The 20,900-nt window shown below is 71.9% G+C and carries 24 protein-coding genes and 1 pseudogene; 10 read left to right on the top strand and 15 right to left on the bottom strand.

The window, feature by feature from the left end:
- Window positions 1-14: 14 nt before the first annotated feature.
- From SB754_RS16240 to SB754_RS16220, 5 genes are all read right to left on the bottom strand, one after another.
- Window positions 15-902 (bottom strand): hypothetical protein, encoded by an 888-nt coding sequence (locus tag SB754_RS16240; RefSeq protein WP_410783452.1) that lies wholly within the window; start codon window positions 900-902, stop codon window positions 15-17.
- A gap of 100 nt (window positions 903-1,002) precedes the next feature.
- Window positions 1,003-1,659, bottom strand: a complete 657-nt coding sequence (locus tag SB754_RS16235; RefSeq protein ID WP_410783451.1) for a hypothetical protein — start codon at window positions 1,657-1,659, stop codon at window positions 1,003-1,005.
- 66 nt (window positions 1,660-1,725) lie between these two features.
- Window positions 1,726-3,315 (bottom strand): FAD-dependent oxidoreductase, encoded by a 1,590-nt coding sequence (locus SB754_RS16230; RefSeq protein ID WP_410783450.1) that lies wholly within the window; start codon window positions 3,313-3,315, stop codon window positions 1,726-1,728.
- Window positions 3,316-3,392: 77 nt separating this feature from the next.
- Window positions 3,393-3,674 carry a hypothetical protein gene (locus SB754_RS16225; RefSeq protein WP_410783449.1) on the bottom strand — a complete coding sequence of 94 codons (282 nt, stop codon included), beginning with the start codon at window positions 3,672-3,674 and terminating at the stop codon, window positions 3,393-3,395.
- An 82-nt stretch (window positions 3,675-3,756) separates the two neighbouring features.
- Window positions 3,757-4,095, bottom strand: a complete 339-nt coding sequence (locus SB754_RS16220; protein WP_410783448.1) for a hypothetical protein — start codon at window positions 4,093-4,095, stop codon at window positions 3,757-3,759.
- An 87-nt stretch (window positions 4,096-4,182) separates the two neighbouring features.
- On the opposite strand from SB754_RS16220, the pseudogene SB754_RS16215 reads away from it, so the two are divergent.
- The 4 genes and pseudogenes from SB754_RS16215 (at window position 4,183) to SB754_RS16200 (ending at window position 7,481) form a co-directional block, all read left to right on the top strand.
- Window positions 4,183-4,793 (top strand): annotated as a pseudogene (locus SB754_RS16215) (flavodoxin family protein).
- Window positions 4,794-4,848: 55 nt separating this feature from the next.
- A complete protein-coding gene (locus SB754_RS16210) occupies window positions 4,849-5,637 on the top strand; it encodes a putative protein N(5)-glutamine methyltransferase (RefSeq protein WP_410783447.1) in 789 nt (262 codons plus the stop codon).
- A 63-nt stretch (window positions 5,638-5,700) separates the two neighbouring features.
- On the top strand, window positions 5,701-6,513 hold the full coding sequence (locus tag SB754_RS16205) for a TspO/MBR family protein (protein ID WP_410783446.1): 813 nt from the start codon (window positions 5,701-5,703) through the stop codon (window positions 6,511-6,513).
- A gap of 44 nt (window positions 6,514-6,557) precedes the next feature.
- Entirely contained in the window at window positions 6,558-7,481 is a 924-nt protein-coding gene (locus SB754_RS16200) for an AEC family transporter (protein WP_410783445.1), read from the top strand.
- 174 nt (window positions 7,482-7,655) lie between these two features.
- Here SB754_RS16200 and SB754_RS16195 read toward each other — a convergent pair whose 3' ends face one another.
- Both SB754_RS16195 and SB754_RS16190 read right to left on the bottom strand, forming a co-directional pair.
- A complete protein-coding gene (locus tag SB754_RS16195; RefSeq protein WP_410783444.1) occupies window positions 7,656-8,159 on the bottom strand; it encodes a tetratricopeptide repeat protein in 504 nt (167 codons plus the stop codon).
- Between the two features lie 9 nt (window positions 8,160-8,168).
- Window positions 8,169-8,705, bottom strand: a complete 537-nt coding sequence (locus SB754_RS16190) for a TOPRIM nucleotidyl transferase/hydrolase domain-containing protein (protein WP_410783443.1) — start codon at window positions 8,703-8,705, stop codon at window positions 8,169-8,171.
- A gap of 94 nt (window positions 8,706-8,799) precedes the next feature.
- On the opposite strand from SB754_RS16190, the gene SB754_RS16185 reads away from it, so the two are divergent.
- The gene (locus SB754_RS16185) at window positions 8,800-9,102 is read left to right on the top strand and encodes a hypothetical protein (RefSeq protein ID WP_410783442.1); all 303 of its coding nucleotides are present in this window, start codon (window positions 8,800-8,802) and stop codon (window positions 9,100-9,102) included.
- Window positions 9,103-9,117: 15 nt separating this feature from the next.
- On the opposite strand, the gene SB754_RS16180 is transcribed toward SB754_RS16185, so the two are convergent.
- Window positions 9,118-9,651: a hypothetical protein gene (locus SB754_RS16180; RefSeq protein ID WP_410783441.1), complete on the bottom strand. Its 534-nt coding sequence runs from the start codon at window positions 9,649-9,651 to the stop codon at window positions 9,118-9,120.
- A gap of 9 nt (window positions 9,652-9,660) precedes the next feature.
- Complete coding sequence (locus SB754_RS16175; protein WP_410783440.1) at window positions 9,661-9,933, bottom strand: TetR family transcriptional regulator; 273 nt, start codon at window positions 9,931-9,933, stop codon at window positions 9,661-9,663.
- Between the two features lie 85 nt (window positions 9,934-10,018).
- Here SB754_RS16175 and SB754_RS16170 point away from each other — a divergent pair, with 85 nt between their 5' ends.
- Both SB754_RS16170 and SB754_RS16165 read left to right on the top strand, forming a co-directional pair.
- Window positions 10,019-10,948 carry an aldo/keto reductase family oxidoreductase gene (locus SB754_RS16170; RefSeq protein ID WP_410783439.1) on the top strand — a complete coding sequence of 310 codons (930 nt, stop codon included), beginning with the start codon at window positions 10,019-10,021 and terminating at the stop codon, window positions 10,946-10,948.
- A gap of 80 nt (window positions 10,949-11,028) precedes the next feature.
- On the top strand, window positions 11,029-12,231 hold the full coding sequence (locus tag SB754_RS16165; protein ID WP_410783438.1) for a GDSL-type esterase/lipase family protein: 1,203 nt from the start codon (window positions 11,029-11,031) through the stop codon (window positions 12,229-12,231).
- A 21-nt stretch (window positions 12,232-12,252) separates the two neighbouring features.
- On the opposite strand, the gene SB754_RS16160 is transcribed toward SB754_RS16165, so the two are convergent.
- The gene (locus tag SB754_RS16160) at window positions 12,253-13,176 is read right to left on the bottom strand and encodes a 5'-3' exonuclease H3TH domain-containing protein (RefSeq protein ID WP_410783437.1); all 924 of its coding nucleotides are present in this window, start codon (window positions 13,174-13,176) and stop codon (window positions 12,253-12,255) included.
- Between the two features lie 89 nt (window positions 13,177-13,265).
- On the opposite strand from SB754_RS16160, the gene SB754_RS16155 reads away from it, so the two are divergent.
- Together SB754_RS16155 and SB754_RS16150 are read left to right on the top strand one after the other, a co-directional pair.
- Window positions 13,266-13,670 carry an NUDIX hydrolase gene (locus tag SB754_RS16155; protein ID WP_410783436.1) on the top strand — a complete coding sequence of 135 codons (405 nt, stop codon included), beginning with the start codon at window positions 13,266-13,268 and terminating at the stop codon, window positions 13,668-13,670.
- A 120-nt stretch (window positions 13,671-13,790) separates the two neighbouring features.
- A complete protein-coding gene (locus SB754_RS16150; protein WP_410783435.1) occupies window positions 13,791-15,041 on the top strand; it encodes an alpha/beta hydrolase family protein in 1,251 nt (416 codons plus the stop codon).
- Window positions 15,042-15,158: 117 nt separating this feature from the next.
- On the opposite strand, the gene SB754_RS16145 is transcribed toward SB754_RS16150, so the two are convergent.
- From SB754_RS16145 to SB754_RS16135, 3 genes are all read right to left on the bottom strand, one after another.
- Window positions 15,159-16,847, bottom strand: a complete 1,689-nt coding sequence (locus SB754_RS16145) for a phospholipase C (RefSeq protein WP_410783434.1) — start codon at window positions 16,845-16,847, stop codon at window positions 15,159-15,161.
- Between the two features lie 72 nt (window positions 16,848-16,919).
- A complete protein-coding gene (gene efeB / locus SB754_RS16140; protein WP_410783433.1) occupies window positions 16,920-18,161 on the bottom strand; it encodes an iron uptake transporter deferrochelatase/peroxidase subunit in 1,242 nt (413 codons plus the stop codon).
- Window positions 18,158-19,333 carry an imelysin family protein gene (locus SB754_RS16135; protein ID WP_410783432.1) on the bottom strand — a complete coding sequence of 392 codons (1,176 nt, stop codon included), beginning with the start codon at window positions 19,331-19,333 and terminating at the stop codon, window positions 18,158-18,160. The genes efeB and SB754_RS16135 overlap by 4 nt, the downstream gene beginning before the upstream one ends.
- A gap of 247 nt (window positions 19,334-19,580) precedes the next feature.
- Here SB754_RS16135 and SB754_RS16130 point away from each other — a divergent pair, with 247 nt between their 5' ends.
- The gene (locus SB754_RS16130; RefSeq protein ID WP_410783431.1) at window positions 19,581-19,799 is read left to right on the top strand and encodes a hypothetical protein; all 219 of its coding nucleotides are present in this window, start codon (window positions 19,581-19,583) and stop codon (window positions 19,797-19,799) included.
- Window positions 19,800-19,830: 31 nt separating this feature from the next.
- Here SB754_RS16130 and SB754_RS16125 read toward each other — a convergent pair whose 3' ends face one another.
- Window positions 19,831-20,478: a response regulator gene (locus SB754_RS16125; RefSeq protein ID WP_410783430.1), complete on the bottom strand. Its 648-nt coding sequence runs from the start codon at window positions 20,476-20,478 to the stop codon at window positions 19,831-19,833.
- A gap of 17 nt (window positions 20,479-20,495) precedes the next feature.
- Complete coding sequence (locus SB754_RS16120) at window positions 20,496-20,879, bottom strand: response regulator transcription factor (protein ID WP_410783429.1); 384 nt, start codon at window positions 20,877-20,879, stop codon at window positions 20,496-20,498.
- Between the last annotated feature and the right edge of the window lie 21 nt (window positions 20,880-20,900).

The raw sequence follows: 20,900 nt of genomic DNA, 5'->3' as shown, positions 1-20,900 counted from the left end.
GGTCACCGGACGGGTCAGTCGTCGCGCGCGTCGCGCAGGGCCTTCTCGGCCTCCCGGACCGCGCGCTGGGCGTCGGAGAGCCGGGTCCGCAGCTCGCGCTCGGCGCCCCGCGTCTCGGTGAGGTCGTCCATGATGCGCTGCAGGCGTCGCTGCAGCTGCTCGCGCTCACCCTCCAGATCGCTCCGACGGTCGACCGTCTCGTCCAGCTCGTCGTCGATGTCGTCGGCGTCGGCGCGGGCACGCTCGACCACCTTCTCCGCGGCACGGATGCGGCGCTGGCGTTCGCGCCGCCCGCTGGGCGACTCTTGCGGCTCAGCCGGTTCTGCCTGTTCGCCCTGCTCGGCTGGGTCGCCGCCGCCGTCGGCGGCGGAGTCGCGGTCCTGCCGGCCGCCCGCGCGCATGCGCCGCGAGGACGGTGCGGGAAAGTCCTCGATCTCGACCGGGAGGGCGACCGCATCGGAGACGTCGACCTGTTCCAAGCCGGTCGCCTCGAGGCCGCGGATCAGCATCCCGCTCCGCACCGCCGCCGCGGCCGCCGGGTCGATGACGGCGGCCTGCAGCGTCTCCTCCACTTCGCGCTGCACGGCGGGGCTGAGGTCGAGTCCTTCGGTCGCCCGTTGCAGCAGGCGCTGGCGCTCCTGCGTGAGGGAGCGGATCTCGGCGCGGTCGCGGGCGGCGAAGGCGTCGCGCATCCTGGACCCGATGTCGAGGACATCGGCGACCAGATCCGCGTGGTCGTGGACCAGGGCGTTCACCGCGGCCGCGGCCGCCGAGGGCTTCCGCAGCGCCTTGATCTCCTTGGCGGTCGGACGGTCGGCCTGCGCGGCGGCGGCGTTGCGTTTCGCGATGAAGTCGCCCGGCGCGGCGGCGTACAGCTCGCCGGCGACATCCCGCAGGTCCATGCCGCGAGTGTACGCGCGGTGCATGGTCGCCGGGTGCACGGTCGGCACATGACTGCGGCCCGTGGACCGGAGTCCACGGGCCGCAGGATCGAGCGGGGCGTCAGGCGCGCGGCGCCTTGGAGGCCTTCACGGCGGCGAAGTACTCGGTCGACGACCGCAGCCAGATCAGCACGACGCCGACGACGGCGAGGGCGAACTCCAGGAAGCCGGTGCCGAACCCGTTGATGATGTTCAGCAGCGACAGCACGGCGAGCACGGTCAGCACGATGCGGGCCCAGTTGGCGCCTCGCCGCATGAAGAAGGCGAACAGCACCAGGGTGACCGCCCAGAAGATCAGCGTGACGATGGCCCAGACCGTCGCGCCCGCGATCACCGCGTCCGCCACGCTCTGCGCATCGACGGATCCGCTCTGCTTGGAGTTGCGCACCGCGTCGAGGAACTGGGCGCGCTGCCCCTGGATGCTGACGATCGTGATGATGCCGCTGATGACGCTGAGCACGGCGCCGGCCACGAACAGCCAGAAGGCGATGTTGACATTGCGCGGAGGCTCCGTGGGTGCGGCGACCGGCGCGCCGTAGGGCGCTCCGCTCGCAGCGGGGAATGCGGGAGGCGGCGGCGGGGCGGCCGGGAAGCCCTGCCCGGTGGAGGCCTGTCCGGTGGAGGAGGGGGTCTCGGCGGGCGGCGGCGGGGTCGTCGGCTCGCCCGCTCCGGCGGGACCGGCAGGACGGGGCGTGCTCTCGTCGTCAGGATTCGTCATGGCGCGACCCTACTCCCGCGCCGGAGGAACTGACTAGTGTGTTCCGCCGGGCCACGCACCTGAGCGCTACGCGGAGGGGGTGTCGGAGCCGGCGGACCCGGCCCCCGCAGCGTCGTCCGTGGCCCCGCCGCGGTGCCCTGCCGCGCCCTCGTCCGCCTTCGCGGGAGGCGCCGGCGACAGCGGCTGCGTGGCCGGTCCCTCCAGCACCGTGCCGTCCGGCGCGAAGCGCGAGCCGTGCAGCGGGCAGTCCCACGAGAGCTCCGCGTCGTTCCAGCGCACGACGCCGCCGAGGTGGCTGCACACGGCGGTCAGGGCGCAGGTCGTCCCGTCGACCGTCGAGACCGCGACGGGTGTGCGCCCACGCCGGCCGACTGTGCCGGTGCCCTCCCCGACCGGCGTGTCGCCGAGCTCCGGTGCGGTCTCCGCCGACGTCCACTCCGACACCGCGGCCTTCCCGACCCCCGCGTTCATGGCGACGCCGGATGCGATGTCCACCGGGCGGGTGACACGGTGATGCAGCACCCGCGCCCACTCCAGGGTCTCGCCGGTCAGGTCGGCGGTGAGGCTGAGCGCGGACGCGACCGCGTTCGTCATCCCCCACTTGTCGTAGCCCGTCGCCAGGTAGACGCGCCCGCGCCCGCGGGGCAGCCAGCCGACGAAGGGCACGCGGTTGGCCGAACGGTAGTCCTGGGCCGCCCACCAGTGCGTGCGCACCGCCCCCGGGAAGGTGCGTTCGGCCCAGGCGGAGAGGTCGGCGAGCTTCTCGGCGGGAGAGTCGGCGCGGCCGGCGGGATGGCCGTTCCCGCCGACGAGGAGCAGTTGGTCGCCGTCCGCCGACACGGCGGTCCGCAGCGAGCGCGTCGGCGAGTCGGCCGACAGGTACATCCCCTGGGGGATTTCTCCCGGCACCCGATACGCGGTGACGTAGGAGCGGCTGGGCTCCACCTTCGCGAAGTAGAGGCCGCGGTCGAGGATGGGCGTCCCCGTCGCGAGCACGACGTGATCGGCACGCGAGGTACCAGAGGTGCTCGTGACGACCACCGGTTTGGAGGCGGAGACGTCGGTGACCCGCTCACCCTCCACGATGCGCCCGCCCAGCCGGCGGAGTTCGGCCGCCAGCGCCGCCAGCGCCTTCAGCGGGTGGATCTGCGCCTGGCCGCCCAGGGTCAGCGCTCCCTCGACGGGGAAGGGCAGTTCGGTGCTGCGCTCCTCGGTGGCGTCGAGCCCGGCCACGCGCGCGGCGGCGAGCTCCGCATCCAGCTTGTCCAGCCCGTCGAGGGTGGTCGCGTAGGTGACGGCGTCGCGGACCTCGAAGGGGACGCGCTGCTCCTCGAGGAAGTCGAGCAGCCATCCCTGTCCGGCGGTGTTTCCGTCGACGTAGGCGCACAGCACCGTGTCGGAGGAGTGGCGGCGGATCGAGGACAATGTCGTGCCCTGCAACAGGCTCACCTTCCCGGTCGTGTTGCCGGTGGTGACGGCGCCGACGGTGCGCGCCTCGAGGACGAGCACGCGCATCCCGACGCGGGCCAGCATCAGGGCCGTGGCGAGGCCGGTGAGGCCGGCGCCGACGACGATGGTGTCGTAGTGACCGTCCCACTCGAAGGTGTCGGTCGCGATCGGCGGTGAGGTTTCGAGCCAGAGGGACGTCGTCGGCATGACACGAGCATCCTCCGCCCGCGCCCCGCGGGGAAGCGGTTGACTTCCTCCGGGATCGTCAGGTTCCTCAGGGATCGTCAGGCGAGCGAGTCGAAGTCGAACCAGAACGCGTCGTCGTCGTCCTCCCCGACGGCCGAACCGGTCGCGACGGGGTCGCGGGGGATCGTGGCGGTCTCGATCCGCACCTTGGTCTGGCTGGTGACGAAGATCTCGCTCGGTGGTCGGCTGGACTGCGAGATGGAGACGAAGTCGCCGTCGTTCCTGCTCGCCTCGACGACCTTGCTCTTGAGCTCCTCCACCGGCGCGCGGTCGACGAAGGTGAACCTCAGGTCGTCAATGTAGACGTGGAACACCTGCATTACCCTCTCCCGGTCGTCGGTTACTCGCCCGATAGTACGCGGCGAATTCGGTTGCACCAGCCCGGTGAGGTATTCGAGCCGATCAGAGCAGGTCGTAGTCGAGATCCGGCATGTCGTCGGTCCCGTGCTCCACATACGCCGCCCGCTGCGGTCCGAGCGCGGCGATCCTGCTCTCGAACTCCGCCACGAACGGCTCGTCGTGCAGCTCGGCGCCGGCGAACTCCTCGTCCTCGGCGAGCATCTGGCTGGCCGGCCCGAGCAGCAGCAGGACTTCGCCCGCGTGACCGTCGTCGACGATGGCGGGGGCATGCACTTCGGCCGCGTCCTGGCGATGCGCCAGTGCCGCGGCGAAGCGCACCAGGACGTCGGCGATGTCATCCCCGGTGAGGAGCGAGCCGTTGGCATAGTGGATGCGCTTCATGACCCATCAGTACATCACCTGGGCGTCAGGTCAAGGTCGGCAGGGAACGACTTGTGCTTGCTTCGGACGGCGCGTTCACTCCCCGGCATGACCGATGACACACGTCCCCTGACCGCGCTCGCACTCGTCTGCACGCTGAAGCCGTCACCGAGCGAGTCGAGCAGCCAGCTCCTCGCCCGCCAGTTGTTGGACGAACTGGCGACCCACGATGTGACGGGCACCGCCGTCCGCCTCGTCGACTACGACATCAAACCCGGCGTCCAAGCCGACGAGGGCGAGGGGACGAGTGGCCGAAGATCCGGGAGCAGATCCTCGCGTCGGACATCCTCGTGGTCGTCACCCCGACCTGGGTCGGGCACATGTCGTCCATCGCCCAGCGGGCGGTGGAACGGCTGGACGCCGAACTGTCGGAGACCGACGACGACGGCCGTCCGCTGGTGGAGGGCAAGGTCGCGATCGTCGGCGTCGTCGGCAACGAGGACGGAGCCCACGCGATCATCGCCGATCTCTTCCAGAGTCTCAACGACGTCGGCTTCAGCATCCCCTCGCAGGGCTCGACCTACTGGAACGGCGAAGCGATGGGCGGCACCGACTACAAAGAGCTGGAGGAGACGCCGGAGACCGTCGCCGGCACCAACGCGACCGTCGCCAACAACGCCGCCCACCTGGCTCGGCTGCTGGCGGCCCGCCCGTACTGAACGGCGCGGCGGGGCAGTGCGGCGGGGCGGAGTCCGCTGCCGCTAGCATGGCCGGATGCCTGAACCCGATGCCGCGGTGGTCGCGCGCCTGCGCGCGGCGGGATGCGTTTTCGCCGAAGACGAGGCGCGCCTCCTGATCGACGCAGCCGGCTCGCCCGCCGAACTCGAAGAACTCCTAGCGCGGCGAATCGCCGGCGAACCGCTCGAACCGCTGCTGGGCTGGGTCGAGTTCTGCGGGCTCAGGATCGCGATCGAGCCGGGCGTCTTCGTCCCGCGCCGCCGCACCGAGATGCTGGCGCGGCGGGCTGCGGAGCTGGCCGGTAGCGCGGCGTCCGCGGGCGGCTCCGCGGTGGTCGTCGATCTGTGCTGCGGGGCGGGAGCGATCGGTGCAGTCGTGCAGGACGCTGTGCCGAGTGCGGACCTGTACGCGTCGGACGTCGATCCGGCGGCGGTCCGCTGCGCCCGGCGCAACCTCCCGCCTGAGCGGGTGTTCGAGGGCGACCTCTTTTCCGCTCTGCCGGTCGGACTACGGGGCCGGGTGGATGTGCTGGCCGTCAACGCGCCCTACGTCCCGACGGACGCGATCGCCCTCATGCCGCCCGAGGCGCGGGACCACGAGCCCGGCACGGCACTCGATGGAGGCTCGGACGGCCTGGACGTCCACCGCCGCATCGCCGCTGAGGCCGCAGAATGGCTCGCACCCGGGGGGACGCTGCTCATCGAGGCGGGGGAGGAGCAGGCGGAGGTGTCGGCCGGGCTCTTCGCCGCGGCGGGGCTCGTCGCGAGCATCGAAGCCGACGAGGACCAGGGCGCCACCGTGGTGCTGGCGACCGCCTCCCGCTGAACCGCCTCCCGCCTTCGGCTCCCACCCTTCACCCCGGCGCGGGTCGGGACTACCGTGCGTGTCATGAGCACGCTCGCCGCCGCGCGGCCCATGCCGGTCGACCGCGTCCGGCAGTCCCTCGTCATCGCCGGCGCCGTCGTGGCCCTGGTGGGAGCGTTCGTCGGATCCGGCGCCGCGGGCGGGACGCCCATCCCCAAGGTGGCCGGAGGCGCACTGAGCGCGGACGCCACCCTCCTGGCACCGGCCGGCCCCGCCTTCGCCATCTGGTCGGTGATCTATGCGGGCCTGGTCGCGTACGCGATCTGGCAGGCGCTGCCGTCGCAGGCGGCGCGCGAACGCCAGCGGCGCGCCGGGTTCTGGGTTCTCGCCTCCCTGCTGCTGAACGCGGCGTGGATCCTGTCGGTGCAGGCCGGCAGGCTCGGGTTCTCGGTCGTGGCGATCGTGGCGCTGCTGGCCGTGCTGATCGCCGCGTTCGTCGTGCTCCGGCGACACCCCGCGGAGTCGACCGCCGACGCGGTGCTCCTCGACGGGGTGATGGGTCTCTACCTCGGCTGGGTCATGGTGGCGACCGCGGCGAATGTCGCATCCTGGCTGCAGGCGATCGGCTTCGACGGTTTCGGCGGCAATCCGCACGGCTGGGCCATCGCGATCCTCGCGCTCTTCGCCGTCATCGGATGCGCCCTCGCGTTCGGGGACCGTGGGCGTTTCGCCCCGGCGGTCGCCTCCGCCTGGGGGCTCGCCTGGATCGGCGTCTCCCGGCTGACCGGCGCGCTGCTGTCCGCTCCGGTCGCGATCACCGCCTTCGCGGCGGCAGCCCTCATCCTGCTCGTCGCGCTCGCCGTGCGCGTGGTGCGCGCGCCGGCCCGCCGCCGGTAGCCGCGCCGCACGCCGGCCTCCCGTCCCTCCCGTACGCTTACGGGATGGGCGGTGTGCTGACCGGGTTCGGGATCATCGCCTTCGTGATCCTGGTCGGCTACGTCGCCGGCCGGCTCAGGATCGGGGGTTCGACGGCGCCGTTCGTGCTCAACCGGATCGCGTTCTTCGTGACGAACCCCGCCCTCCTGTTCGTCACGCTCGCCCGGGCCGATCTCCACGTGGTGTTCTCGACCCAGCTGGTGGTGGCGGCCATCGCGGCCGTCGTCTGCGCCGGCGTCTTCGTCGTGCTGTCGCGCGCGTTCTTCCGGACACCGGCGCCGGAGACCACGATCGGTGCGCTCGGCTCGGGATACGTCAACGCCAACAACATCGGACTGCCCGTCGCCGTGTACGTGCTCGGGAGCGCCTCCTTCGTCGCCCCGGTCCTCCTGCTGCAGCTCATCGTCTTCGCGCCGATCGCCCTGACAGTGCTCGACACCACGAGCCGCGGCGCGGTCTCGGTGCGGTCGATCCTCACGCAGCCGATACGCAACCCGATGATCATCGCGTCGGTGCTCGGCATCCTCGTCGACGTGAGCGGGGTGACGCTCCCGGACGCGGTCTACCGGCCGTTCGAGCTGCTCGGCGGAGCGGCGGTCCCGCTCGTGCTGATGGCGTTCGGGATGTCGCTGGTCGGCGCGCGGCCGCTGCAGGCCGGGACGGGACGCGGGCCGATCGTGGCGGCTGTCGTGCTCAAGTCGGCGGTGATGCCGCTCGTCGCGTTCGTCGTCGCGCGGTTCGTCTTCGGTCTCGGGGGGCAGTCGCTGTTCGCCGCTGTGGCGCTCGCCGCGCTGCCGACCGCGCAGAACGTCTACAACTTCGCCGCCCGGTACGAGCGCGGCATGGCTGTGGCCCGCGACGTCGTCCTCCTGACGACGATCTTCGCCGTCCCGTCCCTCCTCCTCATCGCCGCCCTCCTCGCTCCCTGACCCCCCCGTCCAGTCGCCTCCCGCCCCCGCCCCCGCCCCCGCCTCCCGCCCCACCGTCGAGTCCGCACTTTTTGCACGCTGGGGCGGCGTGTCGCGTGCAGTTTTCGTGTACTCGGCGGAGGGCGGAGGGCGGAGGGCGGAGGGCGGAGGGTGGAGGGCGGAGGGCGGGGCGCGTCAGAGGGAGCGGAGGTAGGCGGCGTTGCCGCGGAGGGCGGCCTCGTAGCGGAGCAGGTCAGGGCTGCGGATGTGGTCCGCGGCGACCTCCATGAGCTCGGCGACGGCGGCGTCGCTGCGGCCGGCGGCGTGCAGCGAGAGCGCGTGCCAGACGCGGACCGACTCCGAAGAGGGGAAGAGTGTCAGCGCGCGGTCGAGCGCGGCAAGCGACTCGTCGAACCGGCCGAGGTTGCGGAGGGTGCTCCCGTACTGGAGCAGGCAGCGCCGGAGCGTGTCGCCCGCGAGCCCCGCATCCAGCGCGCGCTCGTAGTAGCCGGCCGCGGTCTCCTCCTCGCCGGCGGTGTCGTACGCACCGCCCACCTCGTAGAGCACGTGCGGGTCGTCGGGATGCTCGGCGAGCACCTCCAGCAGGGCGCCGATGGTCGGCGCCATGTCGTCACGGTCCCTGGCTGCGAACAGGGCGGCCAGGTGGTCGAGGAGGACGGGGTCGGTCTGCTGGGGCATCCACCCAGCCTAGGTGGGAGGCTGCACGACGTCCCGCAGGGGCGCGGGCAGCTCGTCGGCGCGGAGAGCGGAGGTCAGTGCTGCACCGTACTGCTCCTTGCGGCCGGACGTCGTGCCGAGGAAGCGGTGCAGCTGCTGGTCGAGGGTCCGCTCCCGCTGCGCCGGCTGCCGCTGGAACATGCGGAACAGCCGGAGGTCGCCCTCCTGCTGCAGCACCGCCTCGGTGCGCCGCGGGCCGAGCGCGCGGAGAAGCTCGGCCTCCAGGTCGGGTCGGCACACGAAGACGGCATCCGTCGGGAGCCCGGCCTGCTCGAAGAACCGGACCTCTCCGGCATCGCAGAGCCCCCTGAGCCGGAGCCCCGCGCCCTCGGCGCCGAGCTCGGCGACGAAACGGCGCACGCTCATCGCCCCGCCCATCGGCACGACCTGAACGCCCCGCGCCGCAAGGTCGACTCCGAGCAGGCGAGCGGCGGCGAGCACGGCGGCGCGGTCGCTGGCGCCTTCGACCAGGATGGCGGTGGCGACCTCGCTCCTCTGCCTGCTCACGCTGACATTGTGCACGCAGACGCGGGGCGGAGGCGCGGGAAGAGTGCGATGCAGACACTGTCACGTCGGCGCACCGGCGCGTACCGTGCAGCGCATGAAGATCATCACCTTTGCCGCAGGAGTCGCCGTCGGTTTCATCATCGGGTCCCGCGCCGGTCGTGGCGCGTACGAGGACATGCGCCGCAAGTGGCGTGGATTCGCGCAGTCGGACACCGTGCAGAACGTGAAAGGCGACGTGAAGGATTTCGCCGGGCGCGCAGCGTCGGACGTGGGGGACAAGGTCAGCGAGACCGTCAGCAAGGTGACCGACAAGGCGTCGAGCAAGATCGACCAGGTCACCGGCAAGGGCGACTCGGGGTCGGGCTCCGGCTCGGCATCCGCCTCCCCGGCCGTCTGAGTCCTGCCGTCCGCGTCAGGTCCCTTCGGGCGGGTGGGCCAGCAGGTCCACCCGCTCCGACAGGTAGCCGGCGAAGTCGCGCGCGTCCGCGTCGGCGGCCGCCGCGCTCCAGCGGACCAGCGCCCGGCCGTCCTGGAGGAACAGCGGCCCGGTGCTCGTCCGCAGCGACGACGCGCCGAGGTCGATCAGAGGAGCATCGAAGTCGACCGTCTCCCCGTCGCGGAAGCGCCCGCGCTGTGCGGCGGCGCGCAGCGATCGCCGGTCCTCTGCGGAGCGCGACTGGTACTGCGGCCGGCCCGGCGGCGTCGCGCGCACCAGAGTGCCCGTCGCACGGAGGCCGCCCGTCGCGTCGAGCAGGAACACCCCCAGCCGCCAGACGCTGCCGATGCGGCGCAGCACCGGTTCCCGGTGGATGAGGAGCGTGCGGCGGGCCGGTACGTACTCGGCGAGGGCCTCCTGACGAGCCTCGGAGGAGCGCAAGACGGACACTGCATCGAGCAGGGCCGCGCGGATCCCTGCGATTGCGCGTTCGTCCGTCCCGTCCTCCACGGGACGAGCCTACGAGGCGGTGCGGATGGAGAACGAGTTGTCGTCGGTGACCAGCAGCAGCTCCACGCCCTCCTCGTGGCGGAGCACGACGAGCGCGGAGGCGTCGGTTGCAGCCACGCGCTCCACCTGGTTGAGGAAGATGCGGGCCATCTCGTCGGTGACGCGGAAGTCGCGGCCCAGCGCGTGCACGATGTACCCCGAGATCACGGGGGGACGACGGCGGAGGCCCGTCTCCTGCGCGAAATCGTCAACAGCGACACGGAAGTCGGGCGTCATGGTCATCGAAGTGCTCCTTCTCTAGCCTCCCGAACAGTAGGCGCGGAAATCCGCGCGGCACAGGGGGTTGACGGGGGGTTAGATGGAAGGCATGAAGACTTTCACCTTCCCCCGAACAGACATCGCCGCGTCCAACATCGTGCTCGGCCTCATGCGCATCTCCTCCCTCGACGCCGAGCAGATCCGCACGCTCGTCCGCACCGCCCGCGATGAGGGCATCACAATGTTCGACCACGCAGACATCTACGGCACCGAGCGTCACGGCTGCGAGCGCCGGTTCGGCGACGCCGGCGCGATCCCGGCTGCCGAGCGGGACCAGGTCGTGATCCAGTCGAAGGTGGGCATCCGCGACGGCTACTTCGACTTCTCGCGAGAGCACATCCTCCGCTCGGTCGACGAGTCGCTGGAGGCGCTGCGGACCGACTACCTCGACATCCTGCTGCTGCACCGCCCGGACACGCTGGTGGAGCCGGAGGAGGTCGCCCTCGCCTTCGACGAACTGCAGAGCGCAGGCAAGGTGCGCGCGTTCGCCGTCTCCAACCAGACGCCCGGCCAGATCGAGCTGCTCCAGCGCAGCGTGTCGCAGCCGCTCATCGCGAACCAGGTGCAGCTCAGCATCACGCACGCACCGCTGATCGCGCAGGGCGTCGCGGCCAACATGGCGGGGCTCGACCAGTCGATCTCGCGCGACAACGGCATCCTCGACTACGCCCGCCTGCACGACATCGTGCTTCAGGCCTGGTCGCCGTTCCAGAAGGGCTTCTTCGATGGAGTGTTCCTGGGCGACCGGGAGAACTACGCCGAGCTCAACGACGCCATCGACGAGCTGGCCGAGAAGTACGACGTCACGCCGACCGCGATCGCGGTGGCCTGGATCACCCGCCACCCGGCCGGTATGCAGGTCGTCCTGGGCACGACGAACGAGCATCGCGTGCGCGACTCGGCGGCCGGCTCCGAGATCCCTCTCACCCGCCAGGAGTGGTACCGCCTGTTCACGTCTGCGGGGCACACGCTGCCGTAACCAGGTCGGGGGTATCCCTCAGCGAACGCCGGGCGGCGCCGCGGTTTGGGGGGCCGCGGCGGCGGGGATACGGTCGGAAGGTGGACGACGAACGGCTGTCGCTCCCTCAGCGCCTGGGGATGCTCGCCTGGCACGCGCATGTCGCAGCCGTCCGCTCCCGGTTCGTCCACCCGACCGGGAGCGCCCAGGCGTTCGCCGCAGGGCGCCGCACCCTCCGCGTCCTCCTGGTGGGTTCCGGCCCCGTCGTCGGCTGGGGCGTCGGCAGCCACGACCTCGCCCTGCCCGGGGCGATCGCGCGTGCGCTCGCAGCGGCCACCGGCCGCGGGGCCGTCGTCGACGTCGTGCCGCATCCGTCCGCGGGCGTCGACCGTCTGCGCCGGTTGCTCGACGGCGCGGAGTTCGAGCGGTACGACGCGGTCGTGCTGAGCGGTGCGGTCGCCGATGCGCTCCGGATGAAGAGTTCACGGGCGTGGGGGGAGCGCCTGGGCCGCGTTGTGCAGCACGCGCAGGCGTGCGGTCCGCGTACCGTCGTCTGGCTCGGGGCCCAGTCGATCCGGTCCATCCGTTCTTACGACTCGCCGCAGGGCGACGTGGCTCAGATGTACGCCGACCGGCTCAACGCGATCGCCCGCACGGTATGCCGGGAGACGGGCTCCCTCTACGTCGGGCTCGAGGCGACTCCCCGGGGCGAATCGGGCGAGCACCGGGCGGCGGCGCGCTACCTGCACTGGTCGCGGCAGATCGTCGACGCTCTGGCCCCCGCACTTCAGGAGCGCGCCGCCCAGCGTGCCACCCCGCCCACCGACGGCGCCGACCGGGTTCAGGCGATCGAGCGGCTCAAGCTGAGCAGGCGCGGTGGCGATGCGCGCCTGGATGGGATCGTCGGCACGGCCAGGCGGACGCTCGGCACCGAGATCGCCATGTTCACCGTCCTGGACGATGAGAACCAGTGGCCGCTCGCCTCTGCGGGCACCGACATCGGACCGATCCCGATCGAGCAGTCGGCGTGCATCCACACCATCCAGACCACGGACGGCCTGGTCGTGCCGAATGCCGCGGCCGATGAACGCTTCGCCGGGAACGCGCTGGTGAACGGCCCAGCCGGGCTGCGCTACTACGCCGGCTATCCGGTGGAAGCTCCGGACGGGACCCGGATCGGCGCGCTATGCGTCTTCAGTCGCTCGCCGCGCGGGAAGGAGGACGGCGAAGCCGACCTGGACGTCCTCCGCGAACTCGCCATGCTCGCCCAACGCGAGCTGTGGCGGTGGGCGCCGAAGGACTGACGGTCCGCGTCCGCACAAGCGTCAGCGCGTCAGCGCCGCCAGGAGGCGGTCCAGCGAGCCGCCGAGACCCCACCGCTCCGACAGCGCGGTGAGCGCCTCCCGTTGCTCGTCATCGGGCGCGGCGATGCGAGCCTCCACCGGGGGCAACGGGAGGTCGCGGACGACTTCCACGACGCGCGGGGCCACGGCCAGATAGTCGCGTGCGGCGGCGAACCGGGCCCGGGCCGCCGGCTTCATGCCGCTTCCGGCATCTTCCGCTGCGGCGACGATGCCGGCGAGGTCGCCGTACTCGGCGAGCAGGACTGCGGCGGTCTTCTCGCCGATCCCGGCGACGCCGGGGAGCCCGTCCGATGTGTCGCCCCGCATCGCTGCGAAGTCGGCGTACCGGTCCCCGCGCACGCCGTACTTGCTCTCGATCACGGCGCCCGTGACGACCTCGAGATTGCTCATGCCGCGCGCGGTATAGATCACGCGCACGTCCCGCTCGTCGTCGACCAGCTGGAACAGGTCCCTGTCGCCGGTGACCACGTCCACGGGCCTGGTCGTCCGGGTAGCGAGGGTGCCGATGACGTCGTCCGCTTCGTGCTCGGTGGCTCCGACGATGGCGATGCCGAGGATGTCCAGCACCTCGCGGATCAGCGGCACCTGGGCGACGAGCGCTTCTGGGGTCTCCTCCACATCCACACCGCCGGGAACGAGCCGGGCGACCCGGTGCGCCTTGTAGCTCGGGATGAGGTCGACCCGCCAGCGGGGCCGCCAGTCGTCGTCCCAGCACGCCACCAGCTCGTCGGGCCCGTAGTCGGTGAGGAGCTTCGCGACGACGTCGAGGAACCCGCGCACCGCGTTGACGGGGGAGCCGTCGGGGGCCTTCACCGTGTCGGGCACTCCGTAGAAGCCGCGGAAGTAGAGGGAGGCGCTGTCGAGCAGCATCGTTCGGCCGGTCACGCACCCGATCCTGTCATGCCGCGCCGTCGGCGGGAATGGCCGGCGGGCGCCGACCCGCGTGTTCAGGCGCGCCCGGGTAGCGTGGACGGGTGACCTCCACACCGCTCATCGTCTCCGCTGTCGCCGTGGTGCGGAACCGGACCGTCCTGATGGTGACCGCCCGCGGGCGCGACGTCTACTACATGCCCGGAGGCAAGGTGGACCCCGGCGAGACGTCGGCGGAGGCGGCCGCACGGGAAGCCTTCGAGGAGGTCGCACTGCGGCTCGATCCGGACCACCTCGAGGAACTGTTCGAGGTCCGCACGCAGGCGCACGGCGAGCCCGAGGGGCGCCAGGTGCACATGCGGGTGTTCCTGGCGCGGACCGGCGACGAGCCCGTCCCGTCCGGAGAAGTCGGGGCCGTGCACTGGACGACCAGCGCAGACGCCGGCCGCTGCCCGCCGGCGGGCGTGGACGTTCTCCACCGTCTGGTCGAGCTCGGCCTGATCGACTGACCGCCGGCCCTGCTGCCGGCTCAGCTGCCGGCTCTGCTGCCGGCTCTGCTGCCGGCCCGGCGCGCTCCCACCCGATCGAGGGCCTGGCGAGAGCCGCATCCGCAGGCCAGGCTGTCGGCTATGGCGCGCACGCACGAGTTCACCTTCTCCGGCAACCCCGACTTCGACTTCGAGATCCGCACCACGATCGGCCAGGCGTACAGCGGGGCCGCCGACATCGGCGAGGTCCTTGCCGCCGTGCACGGTGTCGGCGACAAGGATCACGAGGGCTGGTTCCACGCCTGGCGGGAGCTGGGAAGCCGCGTCGCCGCGCAGGGTGAGGCCTCGGCCGCGGCCGGCCACGCGGTCAGCGCGGCTGCCGCCTTCCTCCGGGCGGCCTCGTATTACGCGACCGCGGTGAACGCCGTCGCGTCGCTGCCGTCGGACGACGACCTCCTTCCCACCTTCCGCGCCCACCGAGCGGCCTGGGACCGCTGGGTGGATCTCGTGGATGTGCGGATCGACCGGGTCGACATCCCGTACGGCGACACCACGATGCCCGGTTACCTGTTCCACGCGGCGAGCGCGGCCGGCGAGACCGGCGCAACCGGCGCGAGCAGCGCCTCCCGCCCGATGCTGGTCGTCGCGAACGGCAGCGACGGCGCCCTGACCAGCCTGTGGTCCGCCGCAGTGTCCGGGGCGCTGCGCCGGGGCTACGACGCCCTCGTCTTCGACGGCCCGGGCCAGCAGTCGATGCTGTTCGAGCGGGGTGTGCCGTTCCGTCCCGACTGGGAGGCCGTGCTCACGCCGGTCCTCGACTTCGTCCTCGCGCAGCCCGGGGTGGATGCCGATCGCGTCGCCGTCTACGGCATCAGCCAGGCGGGCTACTGGGTGCCGCGCGCGCTCGCCTTCGAGCACCGGTTCGCCGCGGCCGTGGTGGACCCCGGGGTCGTCGACGTGTCGACCTCCTGGACCGAGCACCTCCCCGCGAACATGCGCAAGCTCCTCGATGAGGCACAGGACGAGAAGTTCGACCGCGATATGGCGATGGGGATGAAGTTCTCGCACGAGCTGTCGTACACGTGGGCGTTCCGCGCGCGGCCGTACGGCACCACGGGGTACGCCGAGACCATGCGCGCCGTGCTGCAGTACACCGCGGAGGATGTCGCAGGGCGGATCTCGACGCCGCTGCTCATCACGAGCCCCGAGCACGAGCAGTTCTGGCCGGGCCAGTCGGAGCGGCTGGCTGCGCTGACCCCGGACGTGTCCACGCTGCTGCCGTTCACCGAAGCGGAGGGTGCAGACTTCCACGTGCAGCCGCTCGCCCGCTCGCTGACCGAACAGCGCATGTTCGACTGGCTCGACGAGCGGCTCCGCGACTCGGTGCGCTGACCTCGAGCATCCACTCGTCCCGACATGCCGTTACGACCGACGCCGTAACGGCATGTCGGGACCAGTAGATGCAGGAAGGGGCGGCCCGCGCAGCGGACCGCCCCTTTCGTGCGGGGGTTACGGCTGGGCGGTCCAGCCGCCGCGCGGCGGGGCCGGCCAGTGCGGCCTGGTGGAGACGACCGAGCTCACAGCGCCGGAGGTCGGGTCGAGCAGCACCTCCCGCTGCTGCGGGTGCCACCAGTCGAACAGCCCGCCGAGCGATCCGGCGCGCGCGTCGAACGACGCGTCCCCGATGCGGCCGGTCAGCCAGTTGTTCTCGATGAAGCGGAGCACGCTGGTCTGTTCGATCGGCGTGTGGTCGACCTTGTTCTGGGCGGCCCAGGGCGAGATGACCAGGAGCGGGAGCCGCTGGCTGGGCCCGCAGCGGTCGGCGTAGCCGCCCGCTTCGCGCTTCACGCTGCTGCACTCCGTCGTGTCGACCGCGGTGTCGTTCGACCCGTTGGCGATCTTCGGGGCGACGTGGTCGTACCAGCCGTCCGAGTCGTCGTAGGTCACCACGACCGCGGTGCTCGACCAGCTGTCCGACTTCTGGAGGGCGTTGATCTCGTTGACGAGGAACTTCTGCTCGTCGATCGGGTCGGAGTAGCCGGCGTGGCCGTCCTGCGCCTCCGGTGCCTTCAGGAAGGAGACGGCGGGGAGGTTGTTCGCCTTGAGCGCCGCGTCGAACGAGGTGAGGTCGTACTGGTGGTTCGCCTGGTCGGTGTGACCGATCGCCTTCACCGAGGTCGGCGCGAGGTGGTGCGGGTTCGACGTGGACTTGTAGTACTGGAACGGCGAGTGGTGCGGCGAGTAGTCCTTCGGGGTCGCGCCGGCGATGTTCGCGGTGGTCGCGTCGCACTTCGCGTAGGAGCCGGCCTGGCCGTTCCATGCGGTGGTCGGCGTGAAGCCTCCCTGGAACCAGCCCCAGGTGACGCCACGGTTGTTGAGCAGGTCGCCGATGTTGCGGCCCGACATCCCGACGACCGCCGAGGAGGCGGTGTGGTCGTTGTCGGAGCAGTCGTCGTACGCCGGGTCGGGGTCGCCGATCACGGTGCCGACACCCTGCGCGTTCGCCGACTGGACGGCGGTCGACGTGGTGAGCGCCGCGCCCGTCTTCGGGTCGTACGCCGTTCCTCCGTGGGTCTGGCCGGAGATCAGGTTGAGCGCGCCCGGGGTGGACGGCCCGAAGACCGTGTCCCAGTCGTTGTCGCTCATGGCGTAGTTCTGCGCGTAGTTCCAGAGGCCGGTGACGGTATTGCCGTCGTAGTAGTCCATCACCAGTCCGGGGGCGCCGTAGGCGCCGGTGCAGGTGTCGGACTCGGTCTTCTGGACGAACTGGTCCATCTTCCCGCCGTCGACCGCCGCCTGCTCGGCCGCGTAGCTGTGGTTCTGGTCGCAGGTGACCGCCTGCGACGGGCTGAGTCGCTGCGGCGCGTACAGGTTGGGGTTCTGGGTGAGCGTGCCGGAGCTCGCCAGAGTGTCGGCCTTCGGGGTGTTCTTGGCGGCCTGGAAGGTCGTCCCGTCGGTGTTCGCCGCGTTCGGGTAGGTGCCGAAGTAGTGGTCGAACGAGATGTTCTCGTCGAAGATCACGACGAGGTGCTTGATCGGGGTGATGGTCTGGTCCGAGTGGTCGGCATGCTGACCGCCCGGGTTGGCGACGGCCGGGGCTCCGGCGAGGATGCCGGCGCCGGCGAGGGCGGCCGCGCCGGCGAGCGCGACGCCGGCGAGGGCCATCGGGGAGCGGCGCAGACGTGAAGGTCTGAACACGATTCCTTCTTCCTTCTCTTTCAGTGTCCCGGCACGGTCGTGACGGGTGGCCTCCGGATGGCGGGGGGGGGATCACGCGAGCATGGTGCGCCCGAGCCAGTCGGAGGAGTCGCGGGCTCCGGGGAGCGCGAAGTAGTACCCGCCGCCGTACGGCTGGATGTAGTCGGTGAGCGGCTCGCCGGTGAGCCGTTTCTGTACGGCGACGAACTGCCGGTCCAGGTCCTGGTTGAAGGCGACGAAGATCAGCCCCATGTCGAGGTTCCCGTTCACGTCGAGTCCGCCGTCGTAGTTGTAGGCGCGGCGCAGGAGGCGCTGGTCGGCCGTGTCCGTCGTCCGCGGGTTGGCGAGGCGGATGTGCGCATCCAGCTGGATGACGTCGCCGGTCGGGTCGTTCTCGAAGTGCGGGTCGTCGAACTCCGCGGAGGCCGTCAGGGGCGCGCCGGTGTCGCGCCTCCGGCCGATCATGTTCTCCTGCTCGTGGAGGTTGACCCGGTCCCAGAACTCGACCAGCATGCGGATGACGCGGACGACGTGGTAGCTGCCGCCGGCGACCCAGGCGGGTTCGTCTCCGCCCGCCTTCGCCCACACCAGGCGCGACATCTCGGCGGCGTTCCCCGCGTCCGGGTTGCTGGTGCCGTCCTTGAAGCCCATGAGGTTGCGCGGGGTCCCGCTGGGCCGGGGAGGCGAGACGAAGCCGTCCTGCCGCCAGCGGACCTGCATTCCGCCGCGGGTGGCGCGGGCGATCTCGCGGACGGCGTGGGTGACCGCATCCCGGTCGGCCGCGCAGACCTGCAGCAGGAGGTCGCCGTCGCAGACTTCGCGGCGCAGGGCGTCGTCGGGGAACTCGTCCATGAGGCGCAGGCGGGCCGGCTTCGCACTCGCGAGCCCGAACCGGTCGTCGAAGAGCGACGCGCCGGCCGACACGGTGACGGTGAGCGTGTCGGGGACCACGGTCGGCCCGAGAACGCCGGAGTCGCGTGGCGGGGCGGTGAGCCCGGGGTCGGGCGGCGTCCCGCCCGTGGTGAGGAAGCGGGCGCGCTCTGTGACGGTCTTGAGGAGGTCCGCGAGCTCGACCCGGGAGGCGGCGGTGACGTCGAGGGCGACGAACGCGGATGCGCGCTGCGGCGGCGTGAGGATGCCCTGCTGGTGGATGCCGTGGAACGGGACGGCCGCGGGACGCCTGGCGGGGGTGGCGGTTGCGGCACCAGTGCTGCCGGCAGCGACCCCGCCGGCAGCGACCCCGCCGGCGGCGACCGCCGTGGCTGCCGTTCCCGCGGCCCCCGCCAGGAAGCCGCGTCGTCCCATCCCGCTCATGAGTCCCTCCTCGGGTCGCAGATCGCCGCGACCGGCGCCAGCAGTTCGACCGCCCGGTCGAGGGCGGCGTCCACCCGCTCCCGCGCGGTCCGGTCGAGCGCGCCCGGCGCCGCCCACGTCCCGTCCGCCGCGCGGTGCGTCTCGACCAGGCGCTGCGCATCGCTGATCGCCTGCTCGGTGTCGGCCAGCGCGTCGTAGCGTCCGGCGAGCACGTCGTGCAGGGGCGCCAGCGCGGCGGCCGCTCCGGTCAGGTCCGCGTCGACGCTCGCCAGTTCCGTGCCCGATCCGGCGTCCGCGGCGCCGGTGAGCACATCCTGAATCGCGTCCTCGACGATCTCGTGGGCGCGCAGGGCGATCTCGCCCGGGTCGAGCTGGGCGCCGGCGAACTGCGTCTGCAGCCTGTCGACGAGCGCCCCGAGGCTCTGCGCTGAGGTGGCGACGGTGGAGGCCGCCGCTCCGCTCCACAGCTGCGATTCGACGAGGTGGAACCCGGTCAGGCCGTGGCGCGGGAGTCCGTCCAGCTGGTCGCCGAGGTCGCCGAACGCACCGTAGGCGGCGCCGAGCGTCTCATAGGTGGTGTGGGCGGTCAGCCAGTCGCGTCGCGCCGCCGATAAGTCGCCCTCCTCGGCGTCGGCCGCGACCGCGGAGACCTGCGTGCGCAGAACCGGTATCCGCGCCGACACCCACGCGGCGTACGTCTTGGCCGCCGGTATGAGGTCGTTGCGCGTCACAGGGACGATGCCCGGGGACAGGTGCGACCCGGGCGGCGCCGTGCCGACCGCCACGGTGGGGCCGCGTGCCGGGTCCGCGTCGGCGGGGAGGCAGACGAACCGGTAGCGGCCCGCGCCGAGCGTGACCCGGACCGTCGCATGGGCGCCCGATCCCAGGCTCTCCAGGTCGAGGTACACGCGCTTGCTGTCCACGGACTGCAGGTAGACCTCGACGCCGGCGACGGTGGTGTTCGTCACGGTGAAGGTCTGCTCGCCGCCGTCGGCCTGCGCGCCATCGCCCCATCCCCGGCCGCAGTCGTCCAGGCCCGCCGTGATCTCGAAGGCGCTCGGGCCTGCAGGCGACGCGGCGACCGGCCGCAGCACGATGGCGAGCACCGACGCGACGACGACCAGCGCGGCGAGTGCCGCGAAGAACGCGGTCAGCCGGGCGCGGGTCGACACTGGCGGATGCCTCCAGGAGGGGGGAATGGTCCCGGGCGACCGCCCGGCGTGAGCGATCCTAGGAGCGCGCCGGACGCCGCAGTCCGGGCTTCACGCGGAGTTCACCGGACGGTCACCGTCCTGCCCCCGGGCGGGGGACAACGGCCGTCCTTTGCGCGCTCGCAATCGACTATTCGCGCCGCGAACAGGGGGCGCACGCCTTCTGCCTGCCGGGGCGCAAAATGGACAGGTTGGAAGGGGGCCGCTCATGCGCGAGGCGTGCTGCCCGCAGTGCCGGGGTGTCGCGCGCCTGGTGCGGAACCCGTACTACGGCGCGGGCCTCGCCGTGCACAGCGACCTGCTCGTCTGCGAGGCGTGCGGGTACTCCGGATTCGCCGACAACCCGGAGGCGGAGCCGGTCGAGCAGCAGGTGCTGCAGAGCGAGAGCGTCGTGCGCCGCATCCTCCGCTTCCTCTCCGGCGGCTGACCGCCTGAGCCACGGCGATCCGGCGTCCCCGTCAGCGGATGCGCACGCGGCCCTGCTGCCACATGCGGGCTGCGGTCACCCGCGGGTTCGCCTGCTCGTCCGCATCCACGCCGAGAGCCGTGTAGAGCCTGCCGAGTATCGTCTCGACCGCCCGCACGCTGGTGCCGCGCTCGGCCGCGATCCGCCGGGTGGAGGCGCCGGACGCAACCAGCCGCAGCACCTCGGCCTGCGATCGGGTGACGGTGCGCACGTCGCCCGCCGGCTCCTCCGACCGGTGCTCGCCCCCGACGATCGCCGCGTCGACGGCGCGGACGAGGACGTCGACGTCCTTCACCTGCGATTTCACCAGGTACACCGCCGAGGGAGGGAGCGCGTCGTCCCCGACAGCGAGCTCCGGCGACAGGTGCGACGTCAGCACCACGAGGCCCACCCAGGGGAGTTCGCGGTGCACCCGCCACAGGAGTTCGGCGCCGGTGCCTCCTCCGCCGAAGTCGAGGTCGGTGACGATGGCGTTCGGCTCGACCTCCAGGATGGTGGTCCAGGCCTCGTCGGCGGTGGTCGCCTGCGTGGCCTCGATGCCCGTCGAGCGCAGGGCGGACGCGACCATCGACGCCGTGAAGACGTCGTCGTCGGCCACCACGGCTCTGAGGGTGCGCGTTCGTGCGGAAGTGTCGGTCATCGTTCGGCTCCTGCCCCTTATGTCACCGTCCCAGAGGTGGACGCCACGAGCCCCTCGACGGCATCGAGGAGCGCAGTGAGAGGGAAGGGCTTGGTCAGGTAGCCGATCCCGGTTCCGGCGAGCTCAGCCGGTCGGGTCAGGGAGCCGCTCATCACCAGTATCGGTCGCGGGCTCCCGTCCCTCCGGCCACCGACGAGCTGCAGGGATTCGCTGAGCGAACATCCGGGGATGATCGCGTCCAGCAGCACGGCGTCCGGATCGCCTTGGCTCGCGGCGTCCCGGGGGTCCGCCGCCGCGGACACCCGGTAGCCGCGACTCTCCAGGGCGGCGTGCACGGTCAGCCGGATCAGCGGGTCGTCGTCGACGACGAGGATGCTGAAGCCCGGCACGTCTGTGTCCATGGCGGTCAGTGTAGGCCGTCG

Origin of the sequence: Leifsonia sp. SIMBA_070 (assembly GCF_046534635.1) — a bacterium.
Lineage (GTDB): Bacteria > Actinomycetota > Actinomycetes > Actinomycetales > Microbacteriaceae > Leifsonia.
This window is presented reverse-complemented; position numbering and strand designations above follow the sequence as displayed.